General features: G+C 43.0%; 29 protein-coding genes and 1 riboswitch. Of the genes, 9 read left to right on the forward strand and 20 right to left on the reverse strand.

The window, feature by feature from the left end:
* Positions 1-121 precede the first annotated feature (121 nt).
* Both IEV36_RS13345 and IEV36_RS13350 read left to right on the forward strand, forming a co-directional pair.
* Positions 122-1,414, forward strand: coding sequence for an ABC1 kinase family protein (locus IEV36_RS13345; protein ID WP_005255357.1), 1,293 nt, complete (start codon positions 122-124; stop codon positions 1,412-1,414).
* A gap of 149 nt (positions 1,415-1,563) precedes the next feature.
* Positions 1,564-1,818 carry a type B 50S ribosomal protein L31 gene (locus IEV36_RS13350; RefSeq protein ID WP_004774205.1) on the forward strand — a complete coding sequence of 85 codons (255 nt, stop codon included), beginning with the start codon at positions 1,564-1,566 and terminating at the stop codon, positions 1,816-1,818.
* A gap of 97 nt (positions 1,819-1,915) precedes the next feature.
* On the opposite strand, the gene IEV36_RS13355 is transcribed toward IEV36_RS13350, so the two are convergent.
* Together IEV36_RS13355 and crcB are read right to left on the reverse strand one after the other, a co-directional pair.
* The gene (locus IEV36_RS13355; protein WP_005255358.1) at positions 1,916-2,245 is read right to left on the reverse strand and encodes a DUF190 domain-containing protein; all 330 of its coding nucleotides are present in this window, start codon (positions 2,243-2,245) and stop codon (positions 1,916-1,918) included.
* Between the two features lie 15 nt (positions 2,246-2,260).
* Entirely contained in the window at positions 2,261-2,641 is a 381-nt protein-coding gene (gene crcB, locus IEV36_RS13360) for a fluoride efflux transporter CrcB (protein WP_004774202.1), read from the reverse strand.
* Positions 2,642-2,774: 133 nt separating this feature from the next.
* A riboswitch (Fluoride riboswitch) is annotated at positions 2,775-2,841 on the reverse strand.
* 284 nt (positions 2,842-3,125) lie between these two features.
* On the opposite strand from crcB, the gene IEV36_RS13365 reads away from it, so the two are divergent.
* Entirely contained in the window at positions 3,126-3,458 is a 333-nt protein-coding gene (locus IEV36_RS13365) for a HopJ type III effector protein (RefSeq protein ID WP_005255360.1), read from the forward strand.
* Positions 3,459-3,474: 16 nt separating this feature from the next.
* Here the strand turns inward: IEV36_RS13365 and IEV36_RS13370 are convergent, their stop codons facing one another.
* The 5 genes from IEV36_RS13370 to IEV36_RS13390 all read right to left on the reverse strand — a co-directional run bounded on the left by IEV36_RS13370 (position 3,475) and on the right by IEV36_RS13390 (position 7,841).
* Positions 3,475-4,113 (reverse strand): flavin reductase family protein, encoded by a 639-nt coding sequence (locus tag IEV36_RS13370; RefSeq protein ID WP_005255362.1) that lies wholly within the window; start codon positions 4,111-4,113, stop codon positions 3,475-3,477.
* Between the two features lie 18 nt (positions 4,114-4,131).
* On the reverse strand, positions 4,132-4,542 hold the full coding sequence (locus tag IEV36_RS13375) for a GFA family protein (RefSeq protein WP_005255364.1): 411 nt from the start codon (positions 4,540-4,542) through the stop codon (positions 4,132-4,134).
* 78 nt (positions 4,543-4,620) lie between these two features.
* The gene (dctA, locus tag IEV36_RS13380; RefSeq protein WP_005255366.1) at positions 4,621-5,883 is read right to left on the reverse strand and encodes a C4-dicarboxylate transporter DctA; all 1,263 of its coding nucleotides are present in this window, start codon (positions 5,881-5,883) and stop codon (positions 4,621-4,623) included.
* Between the two features lie 118 nt (positions 5,884-6,001).
* Complete coding sequence (locus tag IEV36_RS13385) at positions 6,002-7,204, reverse strand: TIGR03862 family flavoprotein (RefSeq protein ID WP_005255367.1); 1,203 nt, start codon at positions 7,202-7,204, stop codon at positions 6,002-6,004.
* Entirely contained in the window at positions 7,197-7,841 is a 645-nt protein-coding gene (locus IEV36_RS13390; protein ID WP_005255368.1) for a class I SAM-dependent methyltransferase, read from the reverse strand. The genes IEV36_RS13385 and IEV36_RS13390 overlap by 8 nt, the downstream gene beginning before the upstream one ends.
* A gap of 91 nt (positions 7,842-7,932) precedes the next feature.
* Here IEV36_RS13390 and IEV36_RS13395 point away from each other — a divergent pair, with 91 nt between their 5' ends.
* The gene (locus tag IEV36_RS13395) at positions 7,933-8,124 is read left to right on the forward strand and encodes a DNA gyrase inhibitor YacG (protein WP_004774191.1); all 192 of its coding nucleotides are present in this window, start codon (positions 7,933-7,935) and stop codon (positions 8,122-8,124) included.
* 18 nt (positions 8,125-8,142) lie between these two features.
* On the opposite strand, the gene IEV36_RS13400 is transcribed toward IEV36_RS13395, so the two are convergent.
* The 6 genes from IEV36_RS13400 to pqqA form a co-directional block, all read right to left on the reverse strand.
* On the reverse strand, positions 8,143-9,204 hold the full coding sequence (locus IEV36_RS13400) for a dipeptidase (protein WP_005255369.1): 1,062 nt from the start codon (positions 9,202-9,204) through the stop codon (positions 8,143-8,145).
* Positions 9,201-10,364, reverse strand: a complete 1,164-nt coding sequence (gene pqqE / locus IEV36_RS13405; protein ID WP_005255370.1) for a pyrroloquinoline quinone biosynthesis protein PqqE — start codon at positions 10,362-10,364, stop codon at positions 9,201-9,203. The genes IEV36_RS13400 and pqqE overlap by 4 nt, the downstream gene beginning before the upstream one ends.
* On the reverse strand, positions 10,361-10,645 hold the full coding sequence (gene pqqD, locus IEV36_RS13410) for a pyrroloquinoline quinone biosynthesis peptide chaperone PqqD (protein ID WP_005255371.1): 285 nt from the start codon (positions 10,643-10,645) through the stop codon (positions 10,361-10,363). The genes pqqE and pqqD overlap by 4 nt, the downstream gene beginning before the upstream one ends.
* Positions 10,638-11,396 (reverse strand): pyrroloquinoline-quinone synthase PqqC, encoded by a 759-nt coding sequence (pqqC, locus tag IEV36_RS13415; protein ID WP_155757675.1) that lies wholly within the window; start codon positions 11,394-11,396, stop codon positions 10,638-10,640. Before pqqC ends, pqqD begins: the two co-directional genes overlap by 8 nt.
* An 11-nt stretch (positions 11,397-11,407) precedes the next feature.
* Complete coding sequence (gene pqqB / locus IEV36_RS13420; protein WP_005255378.1) at positions 11,408-12,319, reverse strand: pyrroloquinoline quinone biosynthesis protein PqqB; 912 nt, start codon at positions 12,317-12,319, stop codon at positions 11,408-11,410.
* A 74-nt stretch (positions 12,320-12,393) separates the two neighbouring features.
* On the reverse strand, positions 12,394-12,468 hold the full coding sequence (pqqA, locus tag IEV36_RS13425; RefSeq protein ID WP_009514286.1) for a pyrroloquinoline quinone precursor peptide PqqA: 75 nt from the start codon (positions 12,466-12,468) through the stop codon (positions 12,394-12,396).
* A 426-nt stretch (positions 12,469-12,894) separates the two neighbouring features.
* On the opposite strand from pqqA, the gene IEV36_RS13430 reads away from it, so the two are divergent.
* Positions 12,895-14,631, forward strand: coding sequence for a hypothetical protein (locus IEV36_RS13430; RefSeq protein ID WP_005255380.1), 1,737 nt, complete (start codon positions 12,895-12,897; stop codon positions 14,629-14,631).
* Positions 14,632-14,688: 57 nt separating this feature from the next.
* On the opposite strand, the gene IEV36_RS13435 is transcribed toward IEV36_RS13430, so the two are convergent.
* From IEV36_RS13435 to IEV36_RS13455, 5 genes are all read right to left on the reverse strand, one after another.
* On the reverse strand, positions 14,689-15,333 hold the full coding sequence (locus IEV36_RS13435) for an MBL fold metallo-hydrolase (RefSeq protein WP_005255381.1): 645 nt from the start codon (positions 15,331-15,333) through the stop codon (positions 14,689-14,691).
* A gap of 29 nt (positions 15,334-15,362) precedes the next feature.
* Complete coding sequence (gene hemH, locus IEV36_RS13440) at positions 15,363-16,379, reverse strand: ferrochelatase (protein ID WP_005255382.1); 1,017 nt, start codon at positions 16,377-16,379, stop codon at positions 15,363-15,365.
* A gap of 70 nt (positions 16,380-16,449) precedes the next feature.
* On the reverse strand, positions 16,450-17,478 hold the full coding sequence (locus IEV36_RS13445) for a DUF4062 domain-containing protein (protein ID WP_004774177.1): 1,029 nt from the start codon (positions 17,476-17,478) through the stop codon (positions 16,450-16,452).
* 95 nt (positions 17,479-17,573) lie between these two features.
* Entirely contained in the window at positions 17,574-18,461 is an 888-nt protein-coding gene (gene murI / locus IEV36_RS13450) for a glutamate racemase (protein WP_005255383.1), read from the reverse strand.
* Between the two features lie 44 nt (positions 18,462-18,505).
* On the reverse strand, positions 18,506-19,129 hold the full coding sequence (locus IEV36_RS13455) for a DUF1285 domain-containing protein (RefSeq protein ID WP_004774174.1): 624 nt from the start codon (positions 19,127-19,129) through the stop codon (positions 18,506-18,508).
* Positions 19,130-19,315: 186 nt separating this feature from the next.
* Between IEV36_RS13455 and IEV36_RS13460 the strand changes: the two genes are divergently transcribed.
* A complete protein-coding gene (locus IEV36_RS13460) occupies positions 19,316-21,028 on the forward strand; it encodes an electron transfer flavoprotein-ubiquinone oxidoreductase (protein WP_004774172.1) in 1,713 nt (570 codons plus the stop codon).
* A 74-nt stretch (positions 21,029-21,102) separates the two neighbouring features.
* On the opposite strand, the gene tusA is transcribed toward IEV36_RS13460, so the two are convergent.
* On the reverse strand, positions 21,103-21,360 hold the full coding sequence (tusA, locus tag IEV36_RS13465; protein ID WP_004774171.1) for a sulfurtransferase TusA: 258 nt from the start codon (positions 21,358-21,360) through the stop codon (positions 21,103-21,105).
* 175 nt (positions 21,361-21,535) lie between these two features.
* Between tusA and IEV36_RS13470 the strand changes: the two genes are divergently transcribed.
* Both IEV36_RS13470 and lnt read left to right on the forward strand, forming a co-directional pair.
* Positions 21,536-22,375, forward strand: coding sequence for a CorC family transporter (locus IEV36_RS13470; protein WP_004774169.1), 840 nt, complete (start codon positions 21,536-21,538; stop codon positions 22,373-22,375).
* Positions 22,372-23,931 (forward strand): apolipoprotein N-acyltransferase, encoded by a 1,560-nt coding sequence (gene lnt / locus IEV36_RS13475; protein ID WP_005255385.1) that lies wholly within the window; start codon positions 22,372-22,374, stop codon positions 23,929-23,931. The genes IEV36_RS13470 and lnt overlap by 4 nt, the downstream gene beginning before the upstream one ends.
* 1 nt (position 23,932) lies before the next feature.
* Here lnt and IEV36_RS13480 read toward each other — a convergent pair whose 3' ends face one another.
* Positions 23,933-24,271, reverse strand: a complete 339-nt coding sequence (locus IEV36_RS13480; RefSeq protein ID WP_004774166.1) for a tRNA-binding protein — start codon at positions 24,269-24,271, stop codon at positions 23,933-23,935.
* Positions 24,272-24,516: 245 nt separating this feature from the next.
* On the opposite strand from IEV36_RS13480, the gene IEV36_RS13485 reads away from it, so the two are divergent.
* Complete coding sequence (locus tag IEV36_RS13485; RefSeq protein ID WP_005255388.1) at positions 24,517-24,780, forward strand: DUF2798 domain-containing protein; 264 nt, start codon at positions 24,517-24,519, stop codon at positions 24,778-24,780.
* Positions 24,781-24,812: the final 32 nt, after the last annotated feature.

Consider the following 24,812-nt stretch of genomic DNA (forward strand, 5'->3'; position numbering starts at 1 on the left):
GCTGATCGCAGCTCTCTTATACCTGCTTACATCACTTAACATTTTGTTATAGGCAATTTAAGTTTTGTCACCTATGATCAAGGTATCACTTTGAAACTGGATCGTATGAGGTCAAGTCCTTATGGCAAAACATGCAAGCTCTCCCAGTAAGCGTTTTCTAAAACTGGCTGGTATGACCGCAAGTATTGCCAGCAAAAGCGTGGCGAACTCTATCCGCAATCTCACCGCAGATGAAGAACAGAAAAATGCAGCGCGTAGCCAGCTGTTTCAGGACATCGGTCTACAGATTGCCGATACCCTCGGAGAAATGAAAGGCGCCGTGATGAAAGTCGGGCAAATCGCCTCGCAATATAAGGATATTTTCCCGCCAGAAGTCGCCAAAGCCATTGCCAAGCTGCAACGTCAGGCCCCTGCAATGCCCTTTTCCGCGATTCAACAACAAGTTGAAAAAGAACTGGGTAAACCGTTAAACCAGATTTTTAGCTCTTTTGAAACAGAACCTTTTGCTGCCGCATCAATCGGACAAGTCCATCGTGCAGTATTGCCAAATGGGCAAGCCGTTGTGGTAAAAGTGCAATATCCGGGTGTAGATCAGGCCTGTGAAAGTGACTTAAAACAAGTACGTCTGGCTCTGCGATTGATGGGCGTATTAAAAATTGACAAGAAGCTGCAAGATCAACTGTTTCAGGAAATTCAGGACAGCCTCTCAGCCGAATTAAACTATGAAATCGAGGCCCAAAATCTGGAAGTATTTAAAACCTTCCATGAAAAGCTCGATCCTCAAGTGATCATCCCAACCGTTTATAAAGACTATTCATCTCGTCGCGTGCTCACCCTAAGTCTGGAACAAGGTGAATCTATCGAAACAGCAAGTACATGGTCAGTTGATACGCGTAATCAGATTGGACGTCGCCTGATTCGTGCCTTGGGACAGGAAATGTTTTTCTTAAAACGCTTCCACTGCGACCCACACCCGGGCAATTTTGCTTTCCGTGAAGATGGCAGTGTGATTATTTACGACTATGGTAGCGTTAAAACCTTATCACCTGAAATCGTTCAGCACTTTAAGGCGCTGGTCAATGCAGCTCGTCAGGAAAATATTACCCAAGTTGAAGACTTACTGGCAGAACTGCATTCGATTGCCGAAAAACAGAAATTTCCAAGTGAGTTATATACGCAATGGATTGAAATTCTATTGCGCCCATTAACGACCAATTATGATTTTGCAGAAAACTCATCACATCATGATGGTATGTTGCTGGTGAAAAAATCGCTTAAATACTGGGATGTCTTTAAACCATCACCAGATACGCTCATGGTTAACCGAACTATTTCTGGACATTACTGGAACCTGATTCATCTCAAAGTGCATGATAATCTCAATGATTTATTTGAAGAATTAGTTCCAAATTAATCTATCTAATGCCCTCTTGTCTTGTTGCAACAAGTTAGAGGGTTATCTACTTTGATCAATTTCTATATACAACTGACTTGAAAAGACATGAATTGACTTCACGTATTGTTATGTTATAACATTTCTATTAACAATAGGAGTCATTCAAAATGCGTAAAGATATCCATCCTGCTTATCAACAAGTCTTGTTCCACGATACCAATGCCGATGCTTACTTCTTAATTGGTAGCACCCTGCAAACCAAACAGACCAAGGAATATCAAGGCAAAGTTTATCCCTACGTGACGCTTGATATTTCAAGTGCATCACATCCGTTTTATACTGGTGAGCAACGTCAGGCCAGCAATGAAGGTCGTGTTGCAAGCTTTAACAAACGCTTTGCACGTTTTAACCGCAAAGGTTAATTTTCATTTAAGTTTCACCCATTAAGCTGAAAGCATTAGAAGTCTAAGGTTAACTCTCCTCCACTTAGACTTCTTTTTTTATGTCTTGATTCCAGCCTCAGGAATCTGTCTTTTGCTGTCCCACCACACCAAACTCAATCGGTGTTTTCACATAGAACAGCGAAATCTCTTTAGCATTGAGATAGCTCAATAATTCAGTCGCTTGTTGCTCTGTTACCGCAAATTGAATCTGCACAGGTCGATCCGCCAATTCAAAGAAACTGGCAGAATGAAATAGGCCTTGATGGTCAAAACCTTCCAATCCAGCCAATACCGTCGCCCCACGTAAATTCATCTGTTTGGCAACAGCCAATAGCCATTCACTGATCGGCTGTCCCTGATAGGAACGATTTTGTGTGGTATAAAAGGTAATTAAAAATCCATTCATTACGATGACTCCCAATTATGCAGCACTGAGCCATTGATGCAGGCTCATTCCCAGAATAGTAAACAATAGCGATCCAACCACATGAATCACGATTGCTGCACAGGCATAGCCCAATTTACCACTTTGTAATAAGGCAATAATCTCGGCAGAAAAAGTCGAAAATGTTGTGAGCGCGCCACAAAAGCCTGTAATCACAAACAGTTTATAATTGGGACTGAGTGAACTTTGAGAAAAATATGAAATGGCAAAACCAATAATAAAGCCACCGACAAAGTTGACCGTGACCGTACCCAAAGGAATATTCGGGAAAATAGGATTGAGTTTTAGACCCAGAAACCAGCGCAACCATGCACCTAATACCGAGCCTAAAGCAATTGAAAGTAATGGATAGTACATGATTTACTCCAAGAACAGAGTTGGAGCGAAAGAATGATGAGACATGGATGTATAGCAATTATTCTGAAGATTTTTCATGGGCGAACTCCAAAAATGGGAACAGAGCACGCACGAACCTACGTCCCCTGTTCAGGGTAACGTAGGCATCATTAGCCATTCTGGCGGTTTGTAATAGGAGGAATGCCATCTCCTTTGCTCTAAAATAACATATTTTTTAGGCAACTCAATCGCTCTTTTTAAGTAGAATTGCACTGTGTATAAACATGAAGTTATCCACAATTCAGCCAGATGTTGCTAAAACTTTTCCCCAGCCCCATCAAATTCTAAGGCGAGTACGACAAAAACAAAGGCTTATGCCTATACATTATTCGTCAATATATAAATGACGACTTTGAACATAAACGGCGAATACACCAACGACTTCTCTTCTGCATTTTCAATGTTATGATGCTGCTATTGATTCAATCAACATGGAATTTTAGACATGACTCAAAGCTTATTGGCACAACTTAAAGATGGCTCGGCAAAGTTTGCAGATGTATTGGCATTTATCGAAGCGCATTATCAACATACCCCAACTGCATTCCAGAACGGCACGCAATCTAATGCTGCGACTGAAAACCAAGGCAGTGCCAAAGTACTCAGCTTTGCTAAAATTGAAGGCTTAAATCAAGCGGACACACTCAGTTTATTTGCAGAACATTATGCCTCTGTGTTGGCAACGCCTGAAGCAACAGACCATCAAAATATCCGTCAGTTTATGCAAAATGGCTGGGATGGAGTTAAGTTCGAAGGTGAAGCTTTAACTGCCAAATAATAGAAAAAGGAGGTATTTAACCTCCTTTTTTATGCTCACCTGTGGATGACACGACCGGTCGGGCAAGTTTTCGCAGATCGGTGGTTAAACTATAAAAATCACCGCCCATTTTGCCTACACTATCCAGTTGTTGCTGGTCGATCATTTGACCATCCCAGAGTCGATCATCGACATAGATTGATTTCACATCCAGCAAAGCCACCGTACCACCCGATGGAAGCGTACTCAATTGCAGAACCTCTCTTAACTGACATTCATAACGAATCGGTGCATGTTTGACAGATAAAGCGGCCACCGAATGGCTTGGTTCAGACTCAATCTCGGCAAACTCAAATTCGCTTTGCGCTGGAGGCAATAAAGCACAGGATAAATTCATCTTTTCTAGCAATTGTGAATTCACGATATGCACCACGCACTCTCGTGTATCCATCAGATTGCGAATGGTATCTTTATCTTGCCCATGTCTGGGATTGACCTGTGAATACCATAAAATAGGAGGATTACAGCTGGCAACGTTAAAAAATGAATAAGGTGCAATATTGGCGACACCCTCTTTAGAGAGTGTACTAATCCAGGCAATCGGTCGAGGCGAAATTCCACCGACCAATAAACGATAGATATCATTTGCTTCTAACGCTGAGGTCTCAAAAATCATCGTAAAAATACATCCGATTTAAGGACGTTCAGCATATTGAGGTAAATCATCCGCAATACAATCCCACTCTGCTTTGGAAGCAGCGAAAATATGCATGCTTGGCTTTTGCTGTAATGGCGTATCCAGAGTTCCGATTCTTAAGCGGTAAAGCTCAGGCTGCGCATCCCGTGAACTGACCAGTGGAGAACCACATTCACCACAAAACCAGCGATACACCCCAGATGCCGCAAACTTTTTAACTAGCGCTTCACCTTGAACAATTTTAAATGCTGTACTGCTTACGGGTGCATTGGTGGCATAGGCCGTACCATTGGCTTTGCGGCAACGCTGGCAATGGCATTGTACGATCTCGCCGATTTCACCATGAATCTCATAATGAATTCCATCACATAAACAACTGCCACGATACACGGGTGAAGCTTGAGACATTGGTCATTCCTTGGATGATTTTTCCACTAAAAATATAGGCTAGATCTTGTCACCATGCAAATTACAAATCCTATTTATTCAGACTTTTTGGTCTAATACTTTTTGAGCGCGGGCATGATCGATATCCTTTTCCCAATGTGCAATTGCAACCGTCGCCACACAATTGCCGATCAAGTTTGTGCAAGCACGTACAATTCCAATGAACCAATCCACTGACAACAATAAAACCAAACCAATGGTTGGAAGACTTGGAATGACGGATAAAGTCGCCGCCAAAATAACTAAAGCTGAACCAGGAATACCGTGCGCACCTTTTGAAGTCACTAAAGACACCAATAGAATTGCGAGTAGATCATGCATGGATAAATCGATATTGCAGGCTTGTGCAATAAAGATGACCCCGAGGGTTAAATAAATAGAGAATCCATCCAGATTAAAAGAATAACCCGTAGGAATCACCAAGCCTACCGTCGAATCCTGAATACCTAAATTTTTCAACTTTTTCATGATCTGTGGCAATACAGAATCAGAAGATGCTGTTCCCAATACGATGGAAAGCTCAGCTTTAAAATAATTGAGAAATTTGAATATATTTAAACCTGCAACTTTCAGGATTACACCTAAAACAATCAGCACGAATAGAGTACACGTCACATAAAATAACAAGACTAAATAACCAAGCTGGATCAGCGAATCCACTCCAAATTTTGCAGTGGTGTACGCAACCGAACCGAACACTCCGATTGGAGCTAGACGGATAATCAAAGCCATCATTTTAAAAAACACTTCAGAAAATGCTTCAATTGCCTTGCAAACCAGTTCTGCTAAATGTTTTGGGATCAGTAATAAGGCGACACCAAATAAAATCGCAATCAACAGAACCTGTAAAATATCACCACGGGCAAACGCATCTACAAATGTTTTAGGAATAATATGGAGTAAAAAATCTGATCCAGAACTGATGCTATGTGCACGTTCGGTATAAACATTTAAATCTTTGCCATCTAGCTTGGTGATATCAATATTCATCCCTACACCAGGTTTGAATACGTAGGCAACCACAATCCCCAAAATCAGTGCAATACTGGTGACCACTTCAAAATATAAAATTGTTTTTGCACCAACTTTTCCCATTTTTTTAATGTCATTTGCGCCATAGATTCCCAGAACGACCACACAGAAAACAATAGGTGCAATCAACATCTTGATCAGCGCAATAAAGCCATCCCCGAATGGTTTTAGAGCTAAAGAAAAATCGTGAAAGCTAACCCCAATAACAATACCGAGAATTAATGCAAAAACAACTTGAGCAAATAGGCTGGACTTGAACTTTTGCAACATTGAACATTCATCAATAAAAAGATAAATATCAACACTGCAAAAAACTCGCCAATAGCTAAGAATAAGGTGATTTAGAACATGAAAAATACAGAAATTTTAAATAACGCTTTTAAAAACATTATCTTGTCGGGGCACACTCTAATCGATCATGCACACCCTCTCCAGCGGCTCGCCCAGTTGCGAAGCAAGCTGTCAGCAAATAGCCACCCGTTGGTGCATCCCAATCCAGCATTTCACCACAGCAAAATACATAAGGGTTAGATTGCAATTGCAGTTGTGGAGATAACACCTCTTGCTTCACCCCACCCGCACAGCTAATGGCTTCCTCAATCGGGCGAAAGCCTGCTAAGGGAATACGAAGCTGTTTGATCTGCTGTGCCATTTGCTTGGCATCTGACCACAAGCTCTTTTCGACGATTTCCCGAAGCAGATTAATTTTGACATTGTCCAATCCTGCTTTACGCCAAAGATTGGTCAAAGACTGTTTTTTATTCGCCTGTAATTTCTTTTCTAATTGCTCAACGCTGACATCTGGCAGTAGGTCTAGCTGTAATTGCAGAGCTTGCTGTTGGGCAAGCTGTGCTCTGAGATCACGACCCAATTTATAAATCACACCACTCTCAAAACCATAATGGGTAATGATGATATCGCCATGCGTTTGCTGTTCAGGCCATACCCATGCATTGACGCGTTTAAGCGGTTGTCCGAAACATTCTTGCATAAATGGCGACCATGTTTTCAAAACACCAGCATTGCTAGCCTGAAAAGGCGCGATTTCATTCTTTGAGAGCCATTGTTGCCACGCACCATCACTGCCCAATTGCGACCATGACATCGCACCACAGGCCAGTACAATCGCATCATAACTGGCACTAAAACGTTGCGTCTGATTTTCCAGAGTGAGTTGATTATTGGATAAATCCACACAACGATGGCGATAATGAAATTTTACGCCAGCATTCATCAAACGCTTTAACCATGCACGGAGTAACGGCGCTGCTTTCATTTCTACGGGAAAGACACGTCCCGAACTGCCGATATAGGATGCAATCCCCAGACCTTGCATCCAGTTCTGAATCCATTGTGCATCCCATTGCTTGACCCAAGGTCCCAACCATTGTGTCTGATCATAACGCTGGATAAAAACCTCAACAGGCTCAGCATGGGAAATGTTTAAACCTGTTTTACCTGCCATTAAAAACTTGCGTGCAGCCGACGGTTTCTGCTCAAACACGTCAATTTCATAATCATATTGACTCAGTACCTCAGCAGCCATCAAACCCGCTGGGCCTGCCCCAATAATGGCAACACGCTTAGGCATCGCGGTTCTCTTGGGTATTTTGACCTTGCAACGGTGAAAAATCATCAAAACGGGTTGCGTAACCTTCTGGCTTGCGAATGATCAATTGCTGGCAAAGTTCGCCACGTTCCAGATATTTGATTTCAAAATGCGTTCGAGCTGAATCCGCTGCAATTTTTTGTTTTTCGTAAGGTAATTTCCATACTTCAATCAGTTGTTGTTCTGCTTCATCAATATATTCTGGAATATTACTGGCTAAGGTAATGGTTCCATCTGGCTGAAGGCGAGAAAGCAGGAATTCGAAAAATGGCATATTGAGCCAGCGCTGCGCTGGATTATGTGGTTCTGGATTTGGATAAAGAATAAAAAATTGTTGTACTTGTGCCGGGAACAAGGCGTGCACGACCCAAGGCAATGCATCGGCATGAACAGGATTTAAATATTCCCGAGCTTCCAGCTGATGCTGTTTTTGCATCGCCAAAAATTTTTCTTTGGTTCGCTCAATTGCATACAACGTGGTTTGCGGGTTTTGTCCCGTAAATAACAAGGCATGTTTGCCTTTTCCCGCACCAATTTCCACACAAATCGGAGTGTTAGAAATGGCCTTAAAATCACGAGGGGCTTGCATACGTTGTGCTTGAAATTGACGAATCGACATAATCTCATCAAACTATCTAGAAATCGGCATAAGTCTAACAAGTCACCTTACTTTTGCCTAATCTATTTAGTTTTTGTTTTAGGAATTTTCTATGCCACGTACATTCCCCTGCCCGCGTTGTGGTGAAACCAGCACTTGGGAAGGTAATGCGTTTCGTCCATTTTGCTCAGAACGTTGCAAGATGATTGATCTCGGTGCCTGGGCCAGTGATGAGTACAAACTGCCAACGCAAGATACACCACAAGCAGAGATGAAACGCCACGAAGATGATTATGAAGATTAATCATCTTCTACTCATGTGCTAAGTCCAGATTCGGTTCAGCACATTGAGCCAGTTGCCCCAGCAGATTTTCTCAATCAATCCTTTTGAATAGTGGCGCTGTTGCATCGCAGCAATCAGTTGCGCTAAGCCCGTAACGTCTTGCAGTTCTGTACTGATCAGCGCGCCATCAAAATCTGAGCCGAAGCCAATATGGTCTTCTCCAAGGTGATTCATCATATATTCCAGATGATCCAGAATCAGTTCAATTGGCGTGTCCGCATTCCGTTGTCCATCGCCGCGTAAAAAGGCCACATCGAAATTGACCCCGACCATGCCACCACTCTCAGCAATTGCCTTGAGTTGTGGATCAGTGAGATTACGCGCTTGGGGACATAAAGCATGTGCATTGGAATGGGTGGCGACAATCGGTTGCTGCAAAATATCGACCGTGTCCCAAAATGCACGTTCATTCATATGCGATACATCTACCACCATTTTCTTTTCAGCACAGCGTCTTAATAAGGCTTTACCTGCTATGGTCAGGCCTGCACCTGTATCGGGTGAATGAGGAAAACGGGCATTTAAACCATGTCCAAATTGGCTCACCCTGTTCCATAAGGGGCCGATACTCCGCAGCCCGGCCTGATAAAAAACATCGAGCAAGTCAGGGTTGTCCTGTAAAGCTTCCGCCCCTTCCATGTGTAGCACCACGGCCAGTTGACCTTGAGTACGGCAGTCTTGAATCTGTTGCACCGATGTACACAGTTGAATCTGCTCGGAGGCTTGCACCATCTGCTGTGCCAGCTCGAGTTGTGCCATACAGATCTGCTCAACCTGCTGTTGAGTGAAATCTTCGGCATTTTTATCCACGAGCTTATCGGGATGGTGCTGTTTCACATAGGTAAATGGCGGTAGAAAAATCGCAAACATGCCGCCTACAAATCCCGCCTGCTGGCAGCGCTTTAAATCCAGTTGTCCAGACAACTGTTCATGTATAAAAGCCTGTACGGGGTCCGCTTGATCGCTGAGCCATAACCGTGTCAGCAGATCATTATGACCATCGAAAACTACAACGTTGTTGTGATTTAGGCCATGCGTCATGAGGAGGATTCGCCCGTAATGCTTTGCACAGGAATTTTTTGCTGAAGTGCCAATTGTTTTGAATTCTTGCTATTTCGAAATACCAGTTGCGCAAGAGATGAGGCCTGTTCACTGTCACGGCGTGCTTGTTCAATCAGATAATGATCGCTGGATTTACCACACACAGGATCGGCATTGGCAGCATCACCTGTGAGCATATAGGCCTGACAACGGCAGCCGCCAAAGTCCCGCTGTTTGTCTGGGCAACTACGGCAACTTTCTGGCATCCATGCATCGCCACGGAAATGGTTAAAACCCGTGGATGTGTACCAGATATCTGATAAAGATTGTTCACGAACATTCGGAAACGCAATCGGTAGCTGACGTGCTGCATGACATGGCAATGCCGTGCCATCAGGCGTCACAGTAAAGAAGATTTTACCCCAGCCATTCATACAGGCTTTGGGACGTTCCTCATAATAATCAGGAACCACAAAGATCAACTTACACGGATGATTCTGCTGGCGAAGTTTTTCTCGATAGGCATTGGTCACCTTTTCGGCACGCGTCAACTGTTCTTGCGTAGGCAATAGGCCCTGTCGGTTTAAAAAAGCCCAACCATAAAATTGACAGATTGCCAGTTCGACCGTATCAGCATTCAGCTCCAGACACAGCTCAATAATCTGTTCAATCTGGTCAATATTATGTCGATGAATCACGAAATTCAGCACCATCGGATAGTCATATTGCTTGACCAGACGGCACATCTTATATTTCTGTTCAAAGGCATGTTTTGAACCAGCCAAAGCATCATTCACCACAGGATCACTGGCCTGAAAACTGATCTGGATATGATCCAGTCCAGCCTGTTTAAGTTGAGCAATACGCTGCTCATTCAGACCCATTCCTGAGGTGATTAAGTTGGTATAAAAACCTTGCTGATGCGCATGTGCAACCAGTTGTTCCAGATCTTGCCGAACCAGCGGTTCCCCACCAGAAAAGCCCAGTTGCACCGCACCCATCTGCCGTGCCTGATCAAAAACATCACACCATTCTTGCGTGCTCAGTTCATTTTTATGCTGGGCATAATCCAGAGGATTCGAGCAATAAGGACATTGTAAAGGACAACGATAGGTCAACTCTGCCAAAAGCCAGAGCGGTAAACCAACGCCTTCGGTCATCGCAAATCAATCCAGTATTGTTGCTGCGCAACGCGCATATAGTCGACCACATCCTGCTCGATTTCTGCAATGTCACCAAACTGCTGTTTCAACAAAGTCACAATGGCAGCAACATTCTGCTGCCCATCAATATGCTGTCCAATCGCTCCAGCACTGTCATTCAGCTTGATCATGCCTTCTGGATATAAAATCACAAAAGCATTTTGTGCAGGCTCAAACTGAAAGCGGTAACCTTGTCGCCAAGTCGGAATCAGGTTTAAATCAAATTCTGCATTAGTCACGAAATAACCCCTTATGCCAGACAGGTTGTGTGGTCACGGTATGATACGGCGCTTGCTCATGCACATAGGCCAAGGTCAGCGCATCCAGAATACTCCAAAGAATGTCCAGCTTGAATTGCAGGATTTCCAGCATACGCTGCTGCTGTTCATAGGTGGTAAATGAGTCCAGTGTAATATTCAAACCATGCTCCACATCGCGACGTGCCTGACTTAAACGCGAACGGAAGTAGTCATAACCCTGATCATTAATCCACGGATAATGCTGCGGCCATGAATCAAGACGGGACTGGTGAATTTGTGGCGCAAATAATTCGGTCAGGGAACTGCTGGCTGCTTCACGCCATGTGGCACGGCGAGCAAAATTGACATAAGCATCCACGGCGAAACGCACGCCAGGTAACACCAATTCTTCTGAAATCACCTGCTCACGGGTCAGGCCAACGGCTTCAGCCAAACGTAACCATGCTTCGCGCCCACCACCATCAGGATATTCGCCATCCTGATCAATCATCCGCTGAATCCATTCCTGACGCACACGCTGATCTGGACAATTGGCCATGATCGCCGCATCTTTCAGAGGAATATTGATTTGATAATAATAACGATTGGCAACCCACGCCTGTATTTGCTGCTGGGTGGCTTTACCCTCGTACATCATCACATGAAAAGGGTGATAAATATGGTAATACTGCCCTTTATCCAGAATGGCCTGCTTAAACTGTTCGACACTTAATACATCAGCGCTTGGCATCATCATTTACCTCAAAGTTCAATCTGCATACCATCAAAGGCGACTTCAACACCGTGGGCTTTAAGTTCAGCACATTGAGCCGAGTTTTCATCTAAAATCGGATTGGTATTATTGATATGGATCAACACTTTTTTAGGACGGCTGAGCTGATTCAGATAAGACAATGAACCACCTTCGCCACTAATATATAAATGCCCCATCTCACGTCCAGTTTTGCTGCCAACACCCGTGTGTTGCATTTCATCATCCGTCCAGAGCGTACCATCAATCATGACACAATCTGAATCACGCATGATCTGCATGATCTGCTCATCAATTTTTCCAAGACCCGGTGCATAGAACAACTGTTTTTGCGTTTTATGATCCCGAATGATCAATGCAATATTATCGCCCTCATGCGGATCGTGACGATGAGGTGAATACGGCGGTGCAGCACTTTGAATAATCAGTGGCATAAACTCCAGATCTTCAAAACCCGTAATTTTAAATGCCTGTTTAGGATCGATTTGCTGATATTGCAGACCGCCATTCCAGTGCTTCAACATATTAAATACAGGGAAACCTGTGGTCAGATCCTGATAGACCATATCGGTACACCAGACCTTGATTGGACAGCCTTCACGTAAAGTCAGCAGTCCAGTGGTGTGATCCAGCTGGCTGTCCATCAGGATCACATCACGAATACCGGTATCACGCAACTTACGGGCAGGTTGAGCTGCCTTAAAATCAAATAATTGCTGACGGATATCTGGCGAAGCATTGAGCAGCACCCAATCGATGCCATTTTCAGAAATCGCGATTGAGGATTGTGTACGTGCCTTGGCCTGAATCGTACCTGTACGCACGCCATGACAATTGGGGCAATTACAATTCCACTGCGGAAAGCCCCCACCAGCAGCCGAACCTAGAACATGAATATACATAGCTTTAATTTCTTGTTAGAAAAAGATAAGCCCTAGGCATAACTAGGGCTTATCTTGAATTTGAATCGGAATGATTAACGTACTTCGAAGTACATGGTCACTTCAAAACCAATACGTACATCAGTAAAAGCAGGTTTAGTCCATTGCATGAAATCGTCTCCAATTGGTTTTCATCAGGTGAAATTAAGCAATTAGTTCAACATGAATAAAGCGTTTCACACCTGATTCTAAATAAAAATAATCGCTTTGTAGACCTACCCTGCCTAAGATATTGTTCGATAATTGTGAGTTTTGGCTAAATTTCGGTAAGTCATACTCAAATTCAGTCTCTCTGCTTAAAAATTGTCTACCGACAACGCTATTCTTAATAAAAATTTACACATTTTAAATATGTGATTTACATCACAGTAATTTACTTTTTCATGACCTTATGCAAATCTAGTGACAACTGTAGGATTGAATAACAAGACCAAACTACACATGACAACTTATACATTGTTCTGATCCAGTTTCGCACCGATTTATGTGGCATCAGCTTGTTCAATAAAAAGATTTAAATTTACCAGGATGTAAAAATGAATAACGATATTCCTTATCAGCTCAAGCTTTTGGCAACACAAATTGATCCCAATCTGGATGCTGATTGGCAAACGGCACTGATCACACTTTTTTCAGAACATACACCTGAACATTGCGAAAAAATTTCCCAGCAGGTGCTGCAACTCAAAAAAATTCACTGGAACCGAAAGGACAACAGCTTTTCCTATTTGGCTAAACACGACTTTGATATTCTGATTGAGAAAATTTATATCGCTCCAATCAAAGTGTTAGTGAAAAAAATTGCAGCGTCCCTAGAAAAGTTAAAAAGCTATCAGCATGCTTATGAAATTTCAGATTATCTGGAAAATATCCTGAACCAGATTCATGCCATTGAAACCGAAGACGACTTTGATCTACAAGAACAAAAGAAACTGATTCTAAAAGAATTTATCTATGCAGCAGCGCAAATTATTCTGGCAAAAGAAAAGATCATCCTGCCTGATAATCAGCGACATATTAATACCGACATCATTAAAACCTTTATGACCGAGGTTTTTCTCAAACAACAGTTATTAAAATATTCTTTTAACCTTTTGCGTTCGCATCAACTCAGAGCAGAAAAACCGCATATTCTGAAATATTTTCTGTATAAACAACAAAAATCCAGACAACTGGATATCGTGAAAACCTCCAAATATATTTTTGCTTTGGCGCCGAGCAAGGAAGGAATGGTCAATACCTTTTCAATTCGACGTTTTTTGCAAGAAGAAAAATTTGAAGGCTGTGACAATATTTATGTGAATTCAGCGATTCTGCATTTAGATAAAATCGACGACATCCGCCATCACGAACAATTCGAGTGGCAAATCAGCCGAATCATTACGATTGATAAGCCTGTTAACCAGTATGTTTCAGATATTGTGCGCAATATTGAACTGTATACCAGCAAAACCCTAGTGCCATTCCTACGAGAGCCTCTGCAACCCAATGGAGTATTTATGGAAAAGCTGGTAGAACAACGGCTGATTGATTTTGAACAGAAACTCAATAGCAATATTCTTGAACCTGTTGCCGAAGCACTGAAGCATTCAGTGCATCATCGGGATGAATGTAATTATCTCTATTTAAGTGTCAAACAAACGCTGGATGATCTGATTAGCCATTTTATCGAGTTCCAGTCACAACCCTCTTTGATCTTTAACAAACAGGTTAATCTGTTTATTGCCAGACTCAAATCTTATGCCACCTTGCTACAGAAACGGCATTCGGATGTGTTCACCGTGTTTTCTTATGAGGAATGGAAAAAACATCATGCTGAAGCGCTAGAGCCAACCAATATTCTCAAAGACATTAGCTTAGCCTCTCTACAGGAATACAAAGATGCTTTTTCGGAATTAAAAGAGAATCAACGTCAGCTCAAACAAAGTGCTTCGTTTCTGAGCAAGCTTATGAATAAACCTCAAAAAATAAAAGACAATATTCTCAAGCTAAAACTTAAAACCGCGCAAATAAAAAAAGATGCACATCAGGAAATTATGCGGATTCAGCGACGTTTTCCATCTCTGATCGTTTATTTAGAATTTGAATCACTGATTTCAATTAACCACAAAGAACGCCATTACGCTTTTCCGACAGGAGAAAATGGCATTACCCGCCTGCCCATTCTGATTCAGATTCCAGAAGATAAAGCCTCTTTCGACTTGCAAAGCATTTGTAATAGTTTGAACTTTGATTTGAATCTGGCCAATCAAAAATGGCTGGAAACCGTTTAGCCAGCAAGGAACTAGCTTGTGTATAACACGCTGCTATACACAAGCTAAAAGGTGCAGTTAGCCTGCTTTGCTTGCCACAAAAGGATTAAATTGCTTTTCATAACCAATGGTACTCATCGGGCCATGACCTGAAATAAACTGAGTATCATCAGGCAAGCTAAAGCATTCGCGCTGAATCGAATCGAGCAACTGCTGGTGATTGCCTTTTGGAAAATCTGTACGGCCGATCGAGCCTTTAAACAGCACGTCACCTGTCCACAACAAACCATGTTTAGCGTTATAGAACATCACATGACCTGGGGTATGGCCTGGGGCAAAACGCACTTCAAACTCATCGTCACCCAGCTTTAAAACTTCACCACCTTCTAACCATTGGTCCACTTTGACAGGCTGGGGAATTGGAAAGCCATAACGCGCCGAGACTTCCTGAATCATGTCCAGCCAGAATTGATCTTCCTTATGCGGGCCAATCACGGGGATCTGCCATGTTTCAGCAAGTTCACCGACTGCACCTGCATGATCAAGATGCCCGTGCGTCAACCACAGTGCTTTCACTTTTAGCCCCAAAGCTTCCACTTCTTTTTTCAGCACCGCAGCATCACCACCCGCATCAATCAAAATCGCTTCTTTGCTTTCACTGTCCCATAAGATCGAACAGTTTTGGGCAAATGCAGTAACAGGGACAATTTTGACTTGGAGCATAGCAACCTCTGGCGAAATAAAGCGTCGATTTAACGATGGGCTAAGGTATGAGTGAGTGCATCAAGATTAGCCTGAACCAGACCAGCAAGCAAATCTATATGGGCCTGATCCGCATTCAAGGCTGGAATATAGACATAGTCTCCGCCACCCGCATGCTGGAAAATCTCTTTATTCTGCATCGCCAATTCTTCCAGCGTTTCCAGACAATCTGCTGAAAAGGCAGGACTAATCACTTGTACTGACTGAACCTTTTGTTCACCCCATTGCTGTAACAACTGATCCGTATAAGGCTTTACCCATTCCTGCTTACCAAAACGTGACTGAAAGCTGATCGCCCATTCATCTTCTTTGAGATGTAAAGCTTCTGCCACCAGACGTGCAGTGGTTCGGCAACGGTCTGCATAGGGGTCGCCTTTATCGGCATAGGGTTGAGGAATACCATGAAATGACATCAACAGTTTTTCAGCTTTGCCATGTTGTCCCTGATAATGCAATACGCTACCTGCCAAGGCCTGAATAAATAAAGGATGTTGATGGTAGTCCTTAATAATAGTCAGACCGGGTAAATGACGTTGCTGTGGAATCCATTTGGCAAACGCATCATATAATGGCGCTGTTGAGGTTGCTGAATATTGCGGGAATAACGGCAGCAAAATTACATGTTCTTGTGGATCCTTTGCCAGTTGCGCCAGTACATCATGGATACTGGGTTGACCATAAGTCATGGCGGGCACAACTGTCAGATCAAACTGATGATTTTCTTCTTGTAGGCGTTGCTTAATCAGCAGTGTTTGTTCCAGCACAATTTCACGCATCGGTGAGTCATTCGACCAGACCGAAGCATAGGCTTCAGCCACCCGTTTCGGACGAAAAGTCAAAACAAATAAGTGCAGGATGATCCACCATAATAATTTGGGAATCTCAATCACACGGGTATCAGATAAAAACTGTTTCAGGAAACGTCGTACTGCTGGCACAGTTGCTTCATCTGGCGTACCTAAATTGGCCAGAATCACAGTCACTTTTGGTTTTTGTGTCGCTAACATAGACCGCATCCGCTTTTCATTGGGTTCATACAATTACTTTAGCAGTTTTAGCCCTGTTTGCTAAATTGGATTAATGCATGGTCTTAAATTGAAAAACCCGATTGCTATCCAGCATATTACTTTCTAGTAGTTTCTGTCCTTTTGCGGTGAGCTGCCACAACATACGTTGACGGTCATCACGCCCTGTTGGCACAATCCATTCATTTTGACGCATTTGTAATTTGATCTCATGCAAAGCACGAATATTCACTTGGGCACGAGATACAGCATGCGCTCTGGGCATTTCCTTACGGGCGTCGTCCAAGCCTGTCTCATTGAGATATTCATTGATCCGCTTGGAAAAATATTCTTCTGGTGTCGGGATCACAAAGGCTGAACCGAGAACATTCAGTAATTGTGCCCACGTCATCTTGCGATGTGGCTTAACTTCCTTGAAATTGCCATCCTGATAGGCATGCATCCGATATTCAAATGAATAGAGTTCATGCATCGAAACTTTAGGTACATTGGTCAGCGGATCAGCTTCACGATTGCCCAGTTCTGTTTCCAACTGTTTCACCTTGGCGCGTAATGCGTCAATTTCATCACGCAATACCTGCGTATTTTGTGGACGCACCCACCCCACCACAGGATAACGCTCTAGCATTTGCGGCATACTTGATCGTACAGCCAGCTCCAAATCTCTCAAGGTACGATAACAAAAGACCTGATCCACTTCGTGTTGTAGCTGTTTTCTAAATTCTTTGAATTTTTCTTTAAGTTCTGGCTTGTGATCATGCAATTTGGCATCACGAGACTCTGGGTCTTCATGCATAAATACAATCACAGGTTTTTGTTTGGTCATGGCATAAATATATTCCAGATGCATATAGCCGACACCTGAAACGGATTGTTCGCCATATTGGCTACCCAGCAAAATCACCACATAATCACAATCATCAATTTGACGGCGAGCAATCGAAGTACTGAGCGGGGTGCGCTGTTCCAGCCCCCATGACAGGAATCCCATGCCAACTAATGTTTGTGCGAGAACCGCTCGCTCTGGTTGCATTTCATTGCCAGAGGTAGAAATAAAGACTTGATAACGAGTATCTTGCATAGGCTAGGCCCCAATTCATTGATCAATAATATCAAGTATTTATCTTGATTTTTTATTAACAACTAACCCCAATAAATATATAAATATGGCTCGATTTAGTGATTTCCTATCTCAATCTCGGCCAGATTTTGAATCTTCCATGTTAATTGTTCTGGTATAAGGTGCTGAAGAACGGGTTCCAGTTCGACCGCATTGTTACCACTGACATAACATTGAATACGGGTAATGTTATGACGCAATTTGTCACATAATAACCCATTTTTAATTAAAAGATAGGCAGTTTGTCGCGCAACTGCTTGTCCAGAATCAATTAATTTTAATTTTTCAGAAAAAATCTGACGAATCGCATCTTTCAGGAAAGGATAATGGGTACACCCTAAGACCAGAAAGTCAGCGCCTTGATCAACCACAGGTTGTAAAATCTGTTGTAGTACGTCAAGACAGGCGGGACTCATCTGCTGCCCAGCCTCAACAAATGGCACCAGCTCTAGACTCGTCACCGTCAACACTTTGACACCAGCAGGCTGTGCGAAGTTTGCCATCACATCTTTAATTAGCTGTCCACGGAAGGTTGCAGGTGTCGCCAGCACCGCCACAACTTTGGATTGAGTTTGAATGACGGCGGGCTTTAATGCAGGCACAAGACCAACGATTGGAAAGCGTTCTCCATAATGATCGCGTAAGTAATCCAGACTAAAAGCTGAAGCCGTATTACACGCCACCACCGCAATTTTACAGCCCTGACGATAAAGCCATTCGATTGCCTGTGCAGTCAGTTGACGGATTTCCTGATCTGAACGCGCGCCATATGGCACATGAGCCGTATCTGCATAGTAAAGAATGCGTTCATTTGGTAAATGTCGTGCAATCTCTTGTGCAACCGATAAGCCGCCAATGCCTGAGTCAAAAACACCAATGGGTGCATCAGCAGATGCGTGTGGCATTGGATCAAGTAAAAGAGGCATGGATTGAACGACTGTCATATTACACATGGACACTGGTTTATTTACTCTTTTAAGCTTAAACCTCAGGTGCTCAAATGCAAGACCAAATCACCACTTTTTAGCGTTAAAACCGTGTCACCTTGCGCATTTTCAGACAAAGTTCCGTAGTTGACGAGATGATAAAAACTCTGACGCTGGATCAGGGCATTCATACCAAAACGGACATGCACATAAGGACGTAACTCCCCTTCATATTCACGCATAAAAATAGGATGCGCTTCATCTACAATAATCACATCCTGATTAATGGTGGTGAGTTGCAGATAGGTTTTGCCTTCGATTTGCACCTGATCCGCCTGATTGATCAACAATGGTTCATCTTCAACTTCGATTTCAATCTGTTCCACAGGCGTTTTGAGGTAGAATTTGCCGTCCTCTTTCCACAAGACCTTACTGAACAGATCCAGAAGAGCCTGACGTTTGATCAATTGACCTTCGTGCCACCATTCTCCATTGGCTTTTATGCGTAGATCCATTTTGCCACAATGCTTTGGATGCCACTGGTCTAAAGGCGGAATTGACCTTTTGTGACTTTGCTGTACATCATTTAAGTATTGTGCAATGTTCATTAAGTTTTTATCATCAGAAAACATGATTTTTCCCTGATTTTCTAAAGAGTTTTGTGGAGAATCATTTTCATTTATCATAGTTTATGCCTTGCTGACGAGAAAATATGACCGCTCAGCCAATTGGCGAGATCAAGGTTTAAAACTATACTATCCCAAACGTTTGCAAGCACATACTATCATTTGTGTTTGGCAATTAAGAACACTCATGGCAGCGCCGAATCGCAATATTACGGTTGCCACCCTTAAAAATATGAGGAGTCCTACATGGAACACATCGAACGTGAAGCGATGGAGTTTGACGTAGTGATCGTAGGCGCAGGACCTGCGGGTTTATCTGCTGCGATTAAAATTCGTCAATTAGCGATTGAAAACAACCTACCTGACCTTTCTGTATGTGTTGTTGAAAAAGGCTCCGAAGTAGGTGCGCATATCCTTTCAGGTGCTGTACTTGAACCACGTGCCATGAATGAATTATTTCCAAACTGGAAAGAAGAAGGCGCACCACTGAATGTCCCTGTCACAGGCGACGAAACTTATTTCTTATTGTCTGATACCAAAGCGCAAAAAATGCCGTATTGGATGGTACCAAAATCAATGCACAACGAAGGGAACTATGTCATTTCTCTTGGTAATGTCGTGCGCTGGTTAGGCCAGAAAGCAGAAGAGCTGGAAGTTTCAATTTTCCCGGGCTTTGCTGCATCTGAAGTGCTTTACCATGAAGATGGTACGGTAAAAGGTATCCAAACCGGTGATATGGGCATTGGCAAAAATGGTGAGCCAACGCATAACTTCACGCCTGGTTATGAACTTCATGCCAAATATACATTGTTCGCTGAAGGCTGCCGTGGTCACCTCGGTAAGCGCCTGATTGCAAAATACAATCTTGATAAAGATGCTGATCCACAGCACTACGGTATCGGGATTAAAGAACTTTGGGAAATCGATCCTGCTAAACATAAGCCAGGCTTAGTCATGCATGGTGCTGGCTGGCCGTTGTCTGAAACAGGTTCATCTGGTGGCTGGTGGTTATACCACGCTGAAAACAATCAGGTGACTTTGGGTATGATCGTGGATTTATCGTATGAAAATCCGCACATGTATCCATTCATGGAAATGCAACGCTGGAAAACGCACCCAACCATCAAGCAATTCCTTGAAGGCGGTAAACGTATTTCTTACGGCGCACGTGCTGTTGTAAAAGGTGGCTTTAATGCTTTACCTAAACTCACTTTCCCAGGCGGTTGCTTGATTGGTGATGATGCTGGTTTCTTGAACTTCTCAAAAATCAAAGGCTCACACACTGCAATGAAGTCAGGTATGTTGTGTGGTGAGGCAGTATTCGAAGCGATTGCTGCGGGTGTTGCAAAAGGTGGTGATCTTGCGATTGCACGTGTGCTTGAAGGCGACGATCATTTCGACAAAGAATTGACTGCTTATACCGACAAATATAACAACTCTTGGTTAAAAGAAGAGTTATATAACTCACGCAACTTTGGCCCTGCAATGCACAAGTTTGGTCAATGGATTGGTGGCGCGTTTAACTTTATCGATCAAAACATCCTTAAAGTGCCATTCACGTTGCATGATCTTAAACAAGATTTTGCTGCCCTGAAAACTGTGGATGCATCAACGTTTAAGCCAAACTATCCAAAACCAGATGGCAAGTTGACCTTTGACCGTTTATCTTCTGTATTCGTATCAAATACCGTACATGAAGAAAATCAGCCAGCGCATTTAAAACTGACTGATCCATCTATTCCAGTTGATGTAAATCTACCAAAATGGGATGAGCCTGCTCAACGCTACTGCCCTGCTGGTGTTTATGAAATCATGGAAAATGATGATGGTTCAAAACGCTTCCAGATCAACGCAGCAAACTGTGTACACTGTAAGACCTGTGATATTAAAGACCCATCACAAAACATCACTTGGGTAACGCCTGAAGGCGGCGGTGGTCCGAACTATCCAAATATGTAATTCAAAATGAAAAAATCCGAGTTTAGACTCGGATTTTTTTATGCGCTATGCACTTTAAAAGTCAAAAATAAAACTTAACCTTTCTGCACAAGATAGCGGTATTCAGTATTGCTGTTTTCATCCTGATTTTCTTCTTTGAGCAACAGCTCATGACCAAGATGCATACAAAATTTTGGAATATCCCATGATGTTGAAGGGTCTGTTGCCAATACCTCAACAATCTCACCTGACTTGGCTTTGCGAATGGCTTGGTGCAACATCATCACAGGTTCAGGGCAACGTAAACCTCGCGTATTGATTTGAACAGCGGGAAGTTTTGGTTGTTCAGACATCATAAAACTCAAATATTCGAATTTTCACATTTTAGCATAAACTGCTCATATAAAAATCATCTGGCCTGTTTTGGAAAACTGTACGTTTTTTACATAGTATTGTTGATGCATATCCGCTTTATCTTCGGTATGATGAAAATCATCTAATTGATATAGAGAGTCTTTAGGAAAGATCATGGTCGAGGAATCCAGTCCGTCGTGGGGTATGCGTGGCTTAAGAAAATGGTTAGGTACCGCACCTGAAACCCGCGATGAATTACTCAAGTTAGTTCAAGACTCACGTCGCTTTTTAGAGCCAGATACTGTTGCTATGCTTGAGGGTGTTCTTGACCTGCCAGCAACAAAGATTCGAGAAGTCATGACACCGCGTACAGCGATCATCAGTTTGCAGGAAGACGATCAATTACTTGATATTCTGCATGTATTGATCGATTCTGCACATTCGCGCTTCCCTGTATTCTCAGCGGATCAAAGCGATAATGTGGTGGGCATCTTATTAGCGAAAGACCTATTACCTTTTTTAACTGAGCGTAATGTCAAAGTTGATATTCGTTCATTGATGCGCCAGCCTGTGTTTGTGCCTGAAAGTGCACGTTCAGATCAGGTGTTGCGTATGCTGAAAAATACGCAAACTCATATTGCCATCGTGATTGATGAATATGGTTCAACCTCTGGTCTCGTCACCCTTGAAGATATTCTTGAAGAGATTGTCGGCGAAATTGAAGATGAACATGATATTGCGGATGAAGAAGCCTTATATATCGTTCCAGATAATGACCCGACCACAGCAAATACGTGGATTGTGCAGGCACTTACACCAATCGAACATTTCAACACTATTTTAAATGCAGATTTTTCTGACGATGAAGTTGAAACTATGGGCGGTTTACTGCTGCAAGAGATTGGTTTAGTGAGCGATTTACAAGGTCAAACTATTGAGCTTGGCGATTGGCAATTCACCATTATTGAAGCAGATGCACGCACTATTCATCTGATTCGAGCTGTCCGTCAATGAGAACCTATTTTGAGAAGCTGTTAAATTCGTCTCAACCACAAAAACAGCTCCCTTTTATTTTTCCACTTTTGATTGCACTCATTTCGGGTGCAATCTTTAGTTTGGCGCTCGCCCCGTACTATTTCTGGTGGCTTGCGATTTTGTCGCCTGCACTACTCTATGCCGTATTGCGCCAGCGTAGCCCACGTCAGGCCTTTGCGCTCGGCTGGGCCTATGGCTTTGGTTTATGGTTTGTCGGGGCATTCTGGCTCTATACATCCATCCATACCTATGGCGATACCAATGCCTTTTTAAGCGTGTTGATGATTGCCTTTATGGCGGCTGCAATGGGCTTGTTTACGGCATTTCAGACTTGGCTGTATCGTCGCTTTTTCCCCGAGACGCCGCTTACTTTTGCACCCCTGTGGGTGCTGTTTGAGTGGGCAAAAACCTGGGTATTCACTGGTTTTCCATGGTTATTTGCAGGTTATGCCTTCACTGAACGCCTGTTAGATGGTTATGCACCTCTATTTGGTGTTTATGCTGTTTCTTTCGTTGTCATCGTATTGGCCTGTGCGCTGGTCGAGATTTTAAATCGTCGCTGGTTTTGGGCGGTGCCTTCCGCAGTTCTAGTGTTAGGTGCATGGGGCGCTGGATTTATTCAGTTTGTACAACCGAAAGCAGCCAAACCACTGAGTGTGTCTTTGGTTCAGGGAAATATTCCTCAAGACCTGAAATGGTTAACTGAATACCAGATTAAGACCTTAGAAATTTATGCCACGCTGACTCGTGCTGAATGGGGACGTGATCTGATTGTCTGGCCAGAATCTTCGATTCCAATGTTCCAGACCGATATTCCAGAATTTCTGGAGGCGATGGATGCTCAAGCCAAGAAAACAGACAGTGCCTGGGTGACCGGTATCCCGTATTGGGATATGGCGAAGTCACAGCAAGTCGGTGAACCATTGTATTACAACAGTATTATGGCTTCAGGCAGCGACTCACATGGCTTGTATAAAAAGCAACGTCTGGTGCCGTTTGGTGAATATATTCCATTATCGGGCATGCTGAAATGGGTACTGCCTGCGATGCAGAATGATGTCAGCATGAGTGGTTTTTCTCGTGGTGAATCGAACCAGAAGCCATTAATGGTTAAAGGTCATGCGCTGGCAGCTGCAATTTGCTATGAAGTGGCTTATCCAAACCTGACCCGCCGTAATGCATCGAATAGCGACTTTTTGATCACAGTTTCAAATGATGCATGGTTTACAGGGACTGCTGGGCCTTGGCAACATTTGCAAATGGTACAAATGCGTGCCAAAGAAAACGGCCGCTGGTTTATTCGTGCGACCAATACCGGTGTCACAGCATTTATCGACCAGAACGGTCATATTGTGAAACAGGCACCAATTGATCAGGAAGCAGTGCTTCGTGGTGAACTGCCTGCCATGCAAGGGCAAACCTTGTATAACCGCTTAAGCGATTATCCGATCCTGATTTTCTCACTTCTGTTATTGATCGTTGGCTGGATTTACCGCCCACGTAAAGTCGATATTTCGTTTAAATCACGTCGATAAATCACAACAACTTTGTGCCCAGAGGAACATCAAACTCTGGGACGCAAAGTGCCACCTCTCCTTCCGCATTATGAAATCCTGTGACCAGACATTCTGATTGAATCGGGCCAATCTGTTTCTTCGGGAAGTTCACTACGGCAACCACCAGTTTTCCAATCAAGTTTTCAGGCTGATAAAGTTTGGTAATTTGCGCACTGGATTTTCGGATTCCTAATTCTTCACCAAAATCAACTTGCAAGATATAGGCTGGTTTTCGCGCTTCTTTAAATACTTCAGCCTGTACAATCCGACCGACACGCAACTCCACTTTGGTAAAATCATTCCATTCAATTTGTTGCATTTACTTGTTCTCTTCGATTTTTTAAAGTCATATGGAATATAGAGGATCTCTACTTTTAAATAAAGCTGCTCATTTTTTATTCCCTATTCTGATCCTTCATGTTAAATTAATCTTGCTCTTTATAAAGCCGTAAACGTTTACGTCAATCAACGTGCCAACATATCTCCAACAACGTTTGGAGCTATTTGATCAAGATATTTCATATTTGATCAGGCACTGGCGTTTGTTGGTTTACGGAGAAAAAAATGCAAAATTTCAAAGGGTCTTCTTTTCATTTTCAAAAGATTCCAAATCGTTACGCCACCGTAGTTTTACCTTTGTTCCTATCTATCATCATGACTTTTATCGTATCGTGCATTAGTACTTTACGTAGCATGGGATTAGAACAGTTTTCTACTCTGATCTGGCTATCCGCATGGGGAATTTCGTGGTTAATTGCCTTCCCTGTTTTACTTTTGGTCTTGCCAATGGTACGCAAAATTACCTTTTTGTTTGTTCGGGCTGGCTAAATTCAGGCAATAAAAAACGTAGATTTTAAATC

The sequence above is a fragment of the Acinetobacter vivianii genome, from assembly GCF_014635885.1.
Taxonomy (GTDB): domain Bacteria; phylum Pseudomonadota; class Gammaproteobacteria; order Pseudomonadales; family Moraxellaceae; genus Acinetobacter; species Acinetobacter vivianii.

Excerpts from the sequence above, each read along its gene's own strand:
- IEV36_RS13345 (WP_005255357.1), top strand. The coding sequence starts at position 122 with ATGGCAAAACATGCAAGCTCTCCCAGTAAGCGTTTTCTAAAACTGGCT.
- IEV36_RS13350 (WP_004774205.1), top strand. The coding sequence starts at position 1,564 with ATGCGTAAAGATATCCATCCTGCTTATCAACAAGTCTTGTTCCACGAT.
- IEV36_RS13355 (WP_005255358.1), bottom strand. The coding sequence starts at position 2,245 with ATGAATGGATTTTTAATTACCTTTTATACCACACAAAATCGTTCCTAT.
- crcB (WP_004774202.1), bottom strand. The coding sequence starts at position 2,641 with ATGTACTATCCATTACTTTCAATTGCTTTAGGCTCGGTATTAGGTGCA.
- IEV36_RS13365 (WP_005255360.1), top strand. The coding sequence starts at position 3,126 with ATGACTCAAAGCTTATTGGCACAACTTAAAGATGGCTCGGCAAAGTTT.
- IEV36_RS13370 (WP_005255362.1), bottom strand. The coding sequence starts at position 4,113 with ATGATTTTTGAGACCTCAGCGTTAGAAGCAAATGATATCTATCGTTTA.
- IEV36_RS13375 (WP_005255364.1), bottom strand. The coding sequence starts at position 4,542 with ATGTCTCAAGCTTCACCCGTGTATCGTGGCAGTTGTTTATGTGATGGA.
- dctA (WP_005255366.1), bottom strand. The coding sequence starts at position 5,883 with ATGTTGCAAAAGTTCAAGTCCAGCCTATTTGCTCAAGTTGTTTTTGCA.
- IEV36_RS13385 (WP_005255367.1), bottom strand. The coding sequence starts at position 7,204 with ATGCCTAAGCGTGTTGCCATTATTGGGGCAGGCCCAGCGGGTTTGATG.
- IEV36_RS13390 (WP_005255368.1), bottom strand. The coding sequence starts at position 7,841 with ATGTCGATTCGTCAATTTCAAGCACAACGTATGCAAGCCCCTCGTGAT.
- IEV36_RS13395 (WP_004774191.1), top strand. The coding sequence starts at position 7,933 with ATGCCACGTACATTCCCCTGCCCGCGTTGTGGTGAAACCAGCACTTGG.
- IEV36_RS13400 (WP_005255369.1), bottom strand. The coding sequence starts at position 9,204 with ATGACGCATGGCCTAAATCACAACAACGTTGTAGTTTTCGATGGTCAT.
- pqqE (WP_005255370.1), bottom strand. The coding sequence starts at position 10,364 with ATGACCGAAGGCGTTGGTTTACCGCTCTGGCTTTTGGCAGAGTTGACC.
- pqqC (WP_155757675.1), bottom strand. The coding sequence starts at position 11,396 with ATGCCAAGCGCTGATGTATTAAGTGTCGAACAGTTTAAGCAGGCCATT.
- pqqB (WP_005255378.1), bottom strand. The coding sequence starts at position 12,319 with ATGTATATTCATGTTCTAGGTTCGGCTGCTGGTGGGGGCTTTCCGCAG.
- IEV36_RS13430 (WP_005255380.1), top strand. The coding sequence starts at position 12,895 with ATGAATAACGATATTCCTTATCAGCTCAAGCTTTTGGCAACACAAATT.
- IEV36_RS13435 (WP_005255381.1), bottom strand. The coding sequence starts at position 15,333 with ATGCTCCAAGTCAAAATTGTCCCTGTTACTGCATTTGCCCAAAACTGT.
- hemH (WP_005255382.1), bottom strand. The coding sequence starts at position 16,379 with ATGTTAGCGACACAAAAACCAAAAGTGACTGTGATTCTGGCCAATTTA.
- IEV36_RS13445 (WP_004774177.1), bottom strand. The coding sequence starts at position 17,478 with ATGCAAGATACTCGTTATCAAGTCTTTATTTCTACCTCTGGCAATGAA.
- murI (WP_005255383.1), bottom strand. The coding sequence starts at position 18,461 with ATGACAGTCGTTCAATCCATGCCTCTTTTACTTGATCCAATGCCACAC.
- IEV36_RS13455 (WP_004774174.1), bottom strand. The coding sequence starts at position 19,129 with ATGATAAATGAAAATGATTCTCCACAAAACTCTTTAGAAAATCAGGGA.
- IEV36_RS13460 (WP_004774172.1), top strand. The coding sequence starts at position 19,316 with ATGGAACACATCGAACGTGAAGCGATGGAGTTTGACGTAGTGATCGTA.
- tusA (WP_004774171.1), bottom strand. The coding sequence starts at position 21,360 with ATGTCTGAACAACCAAAACTTCCCGCTGTTCAAATCAATACGCGAGGT.
- IEV36_RS13470 (WP_004774169.1), top strand. The coding sequence starts at position 21,536 with ATGGTCGAGGAATCCAGTCCGTCGTGGGGTATGCGTGGCTTAAGAAAA.
- lnt (WP_005255385.1), top strand. The coding sequence starts at position 22,372 with ATGAGAACCTATTTTGAGAAGCTGTTAAATTCGTCTCAACCACAAAAA.
- IEV36_RS13480 (WP_004774166.1), bottom strand. The coding sequence starts at position 24,271 with ATGCAACAAATTGAATGGAATGATTTTACCAAAGTGGAGTTGCGTGTC.
- IEV36_RS13485 (WP_005255388.1), top strand. The coding sequence starts at position 24,517 with ATGCAAAATTTCAAAGGGTCTTCTTTTCATTTTCAAAAGATTCCAAAT.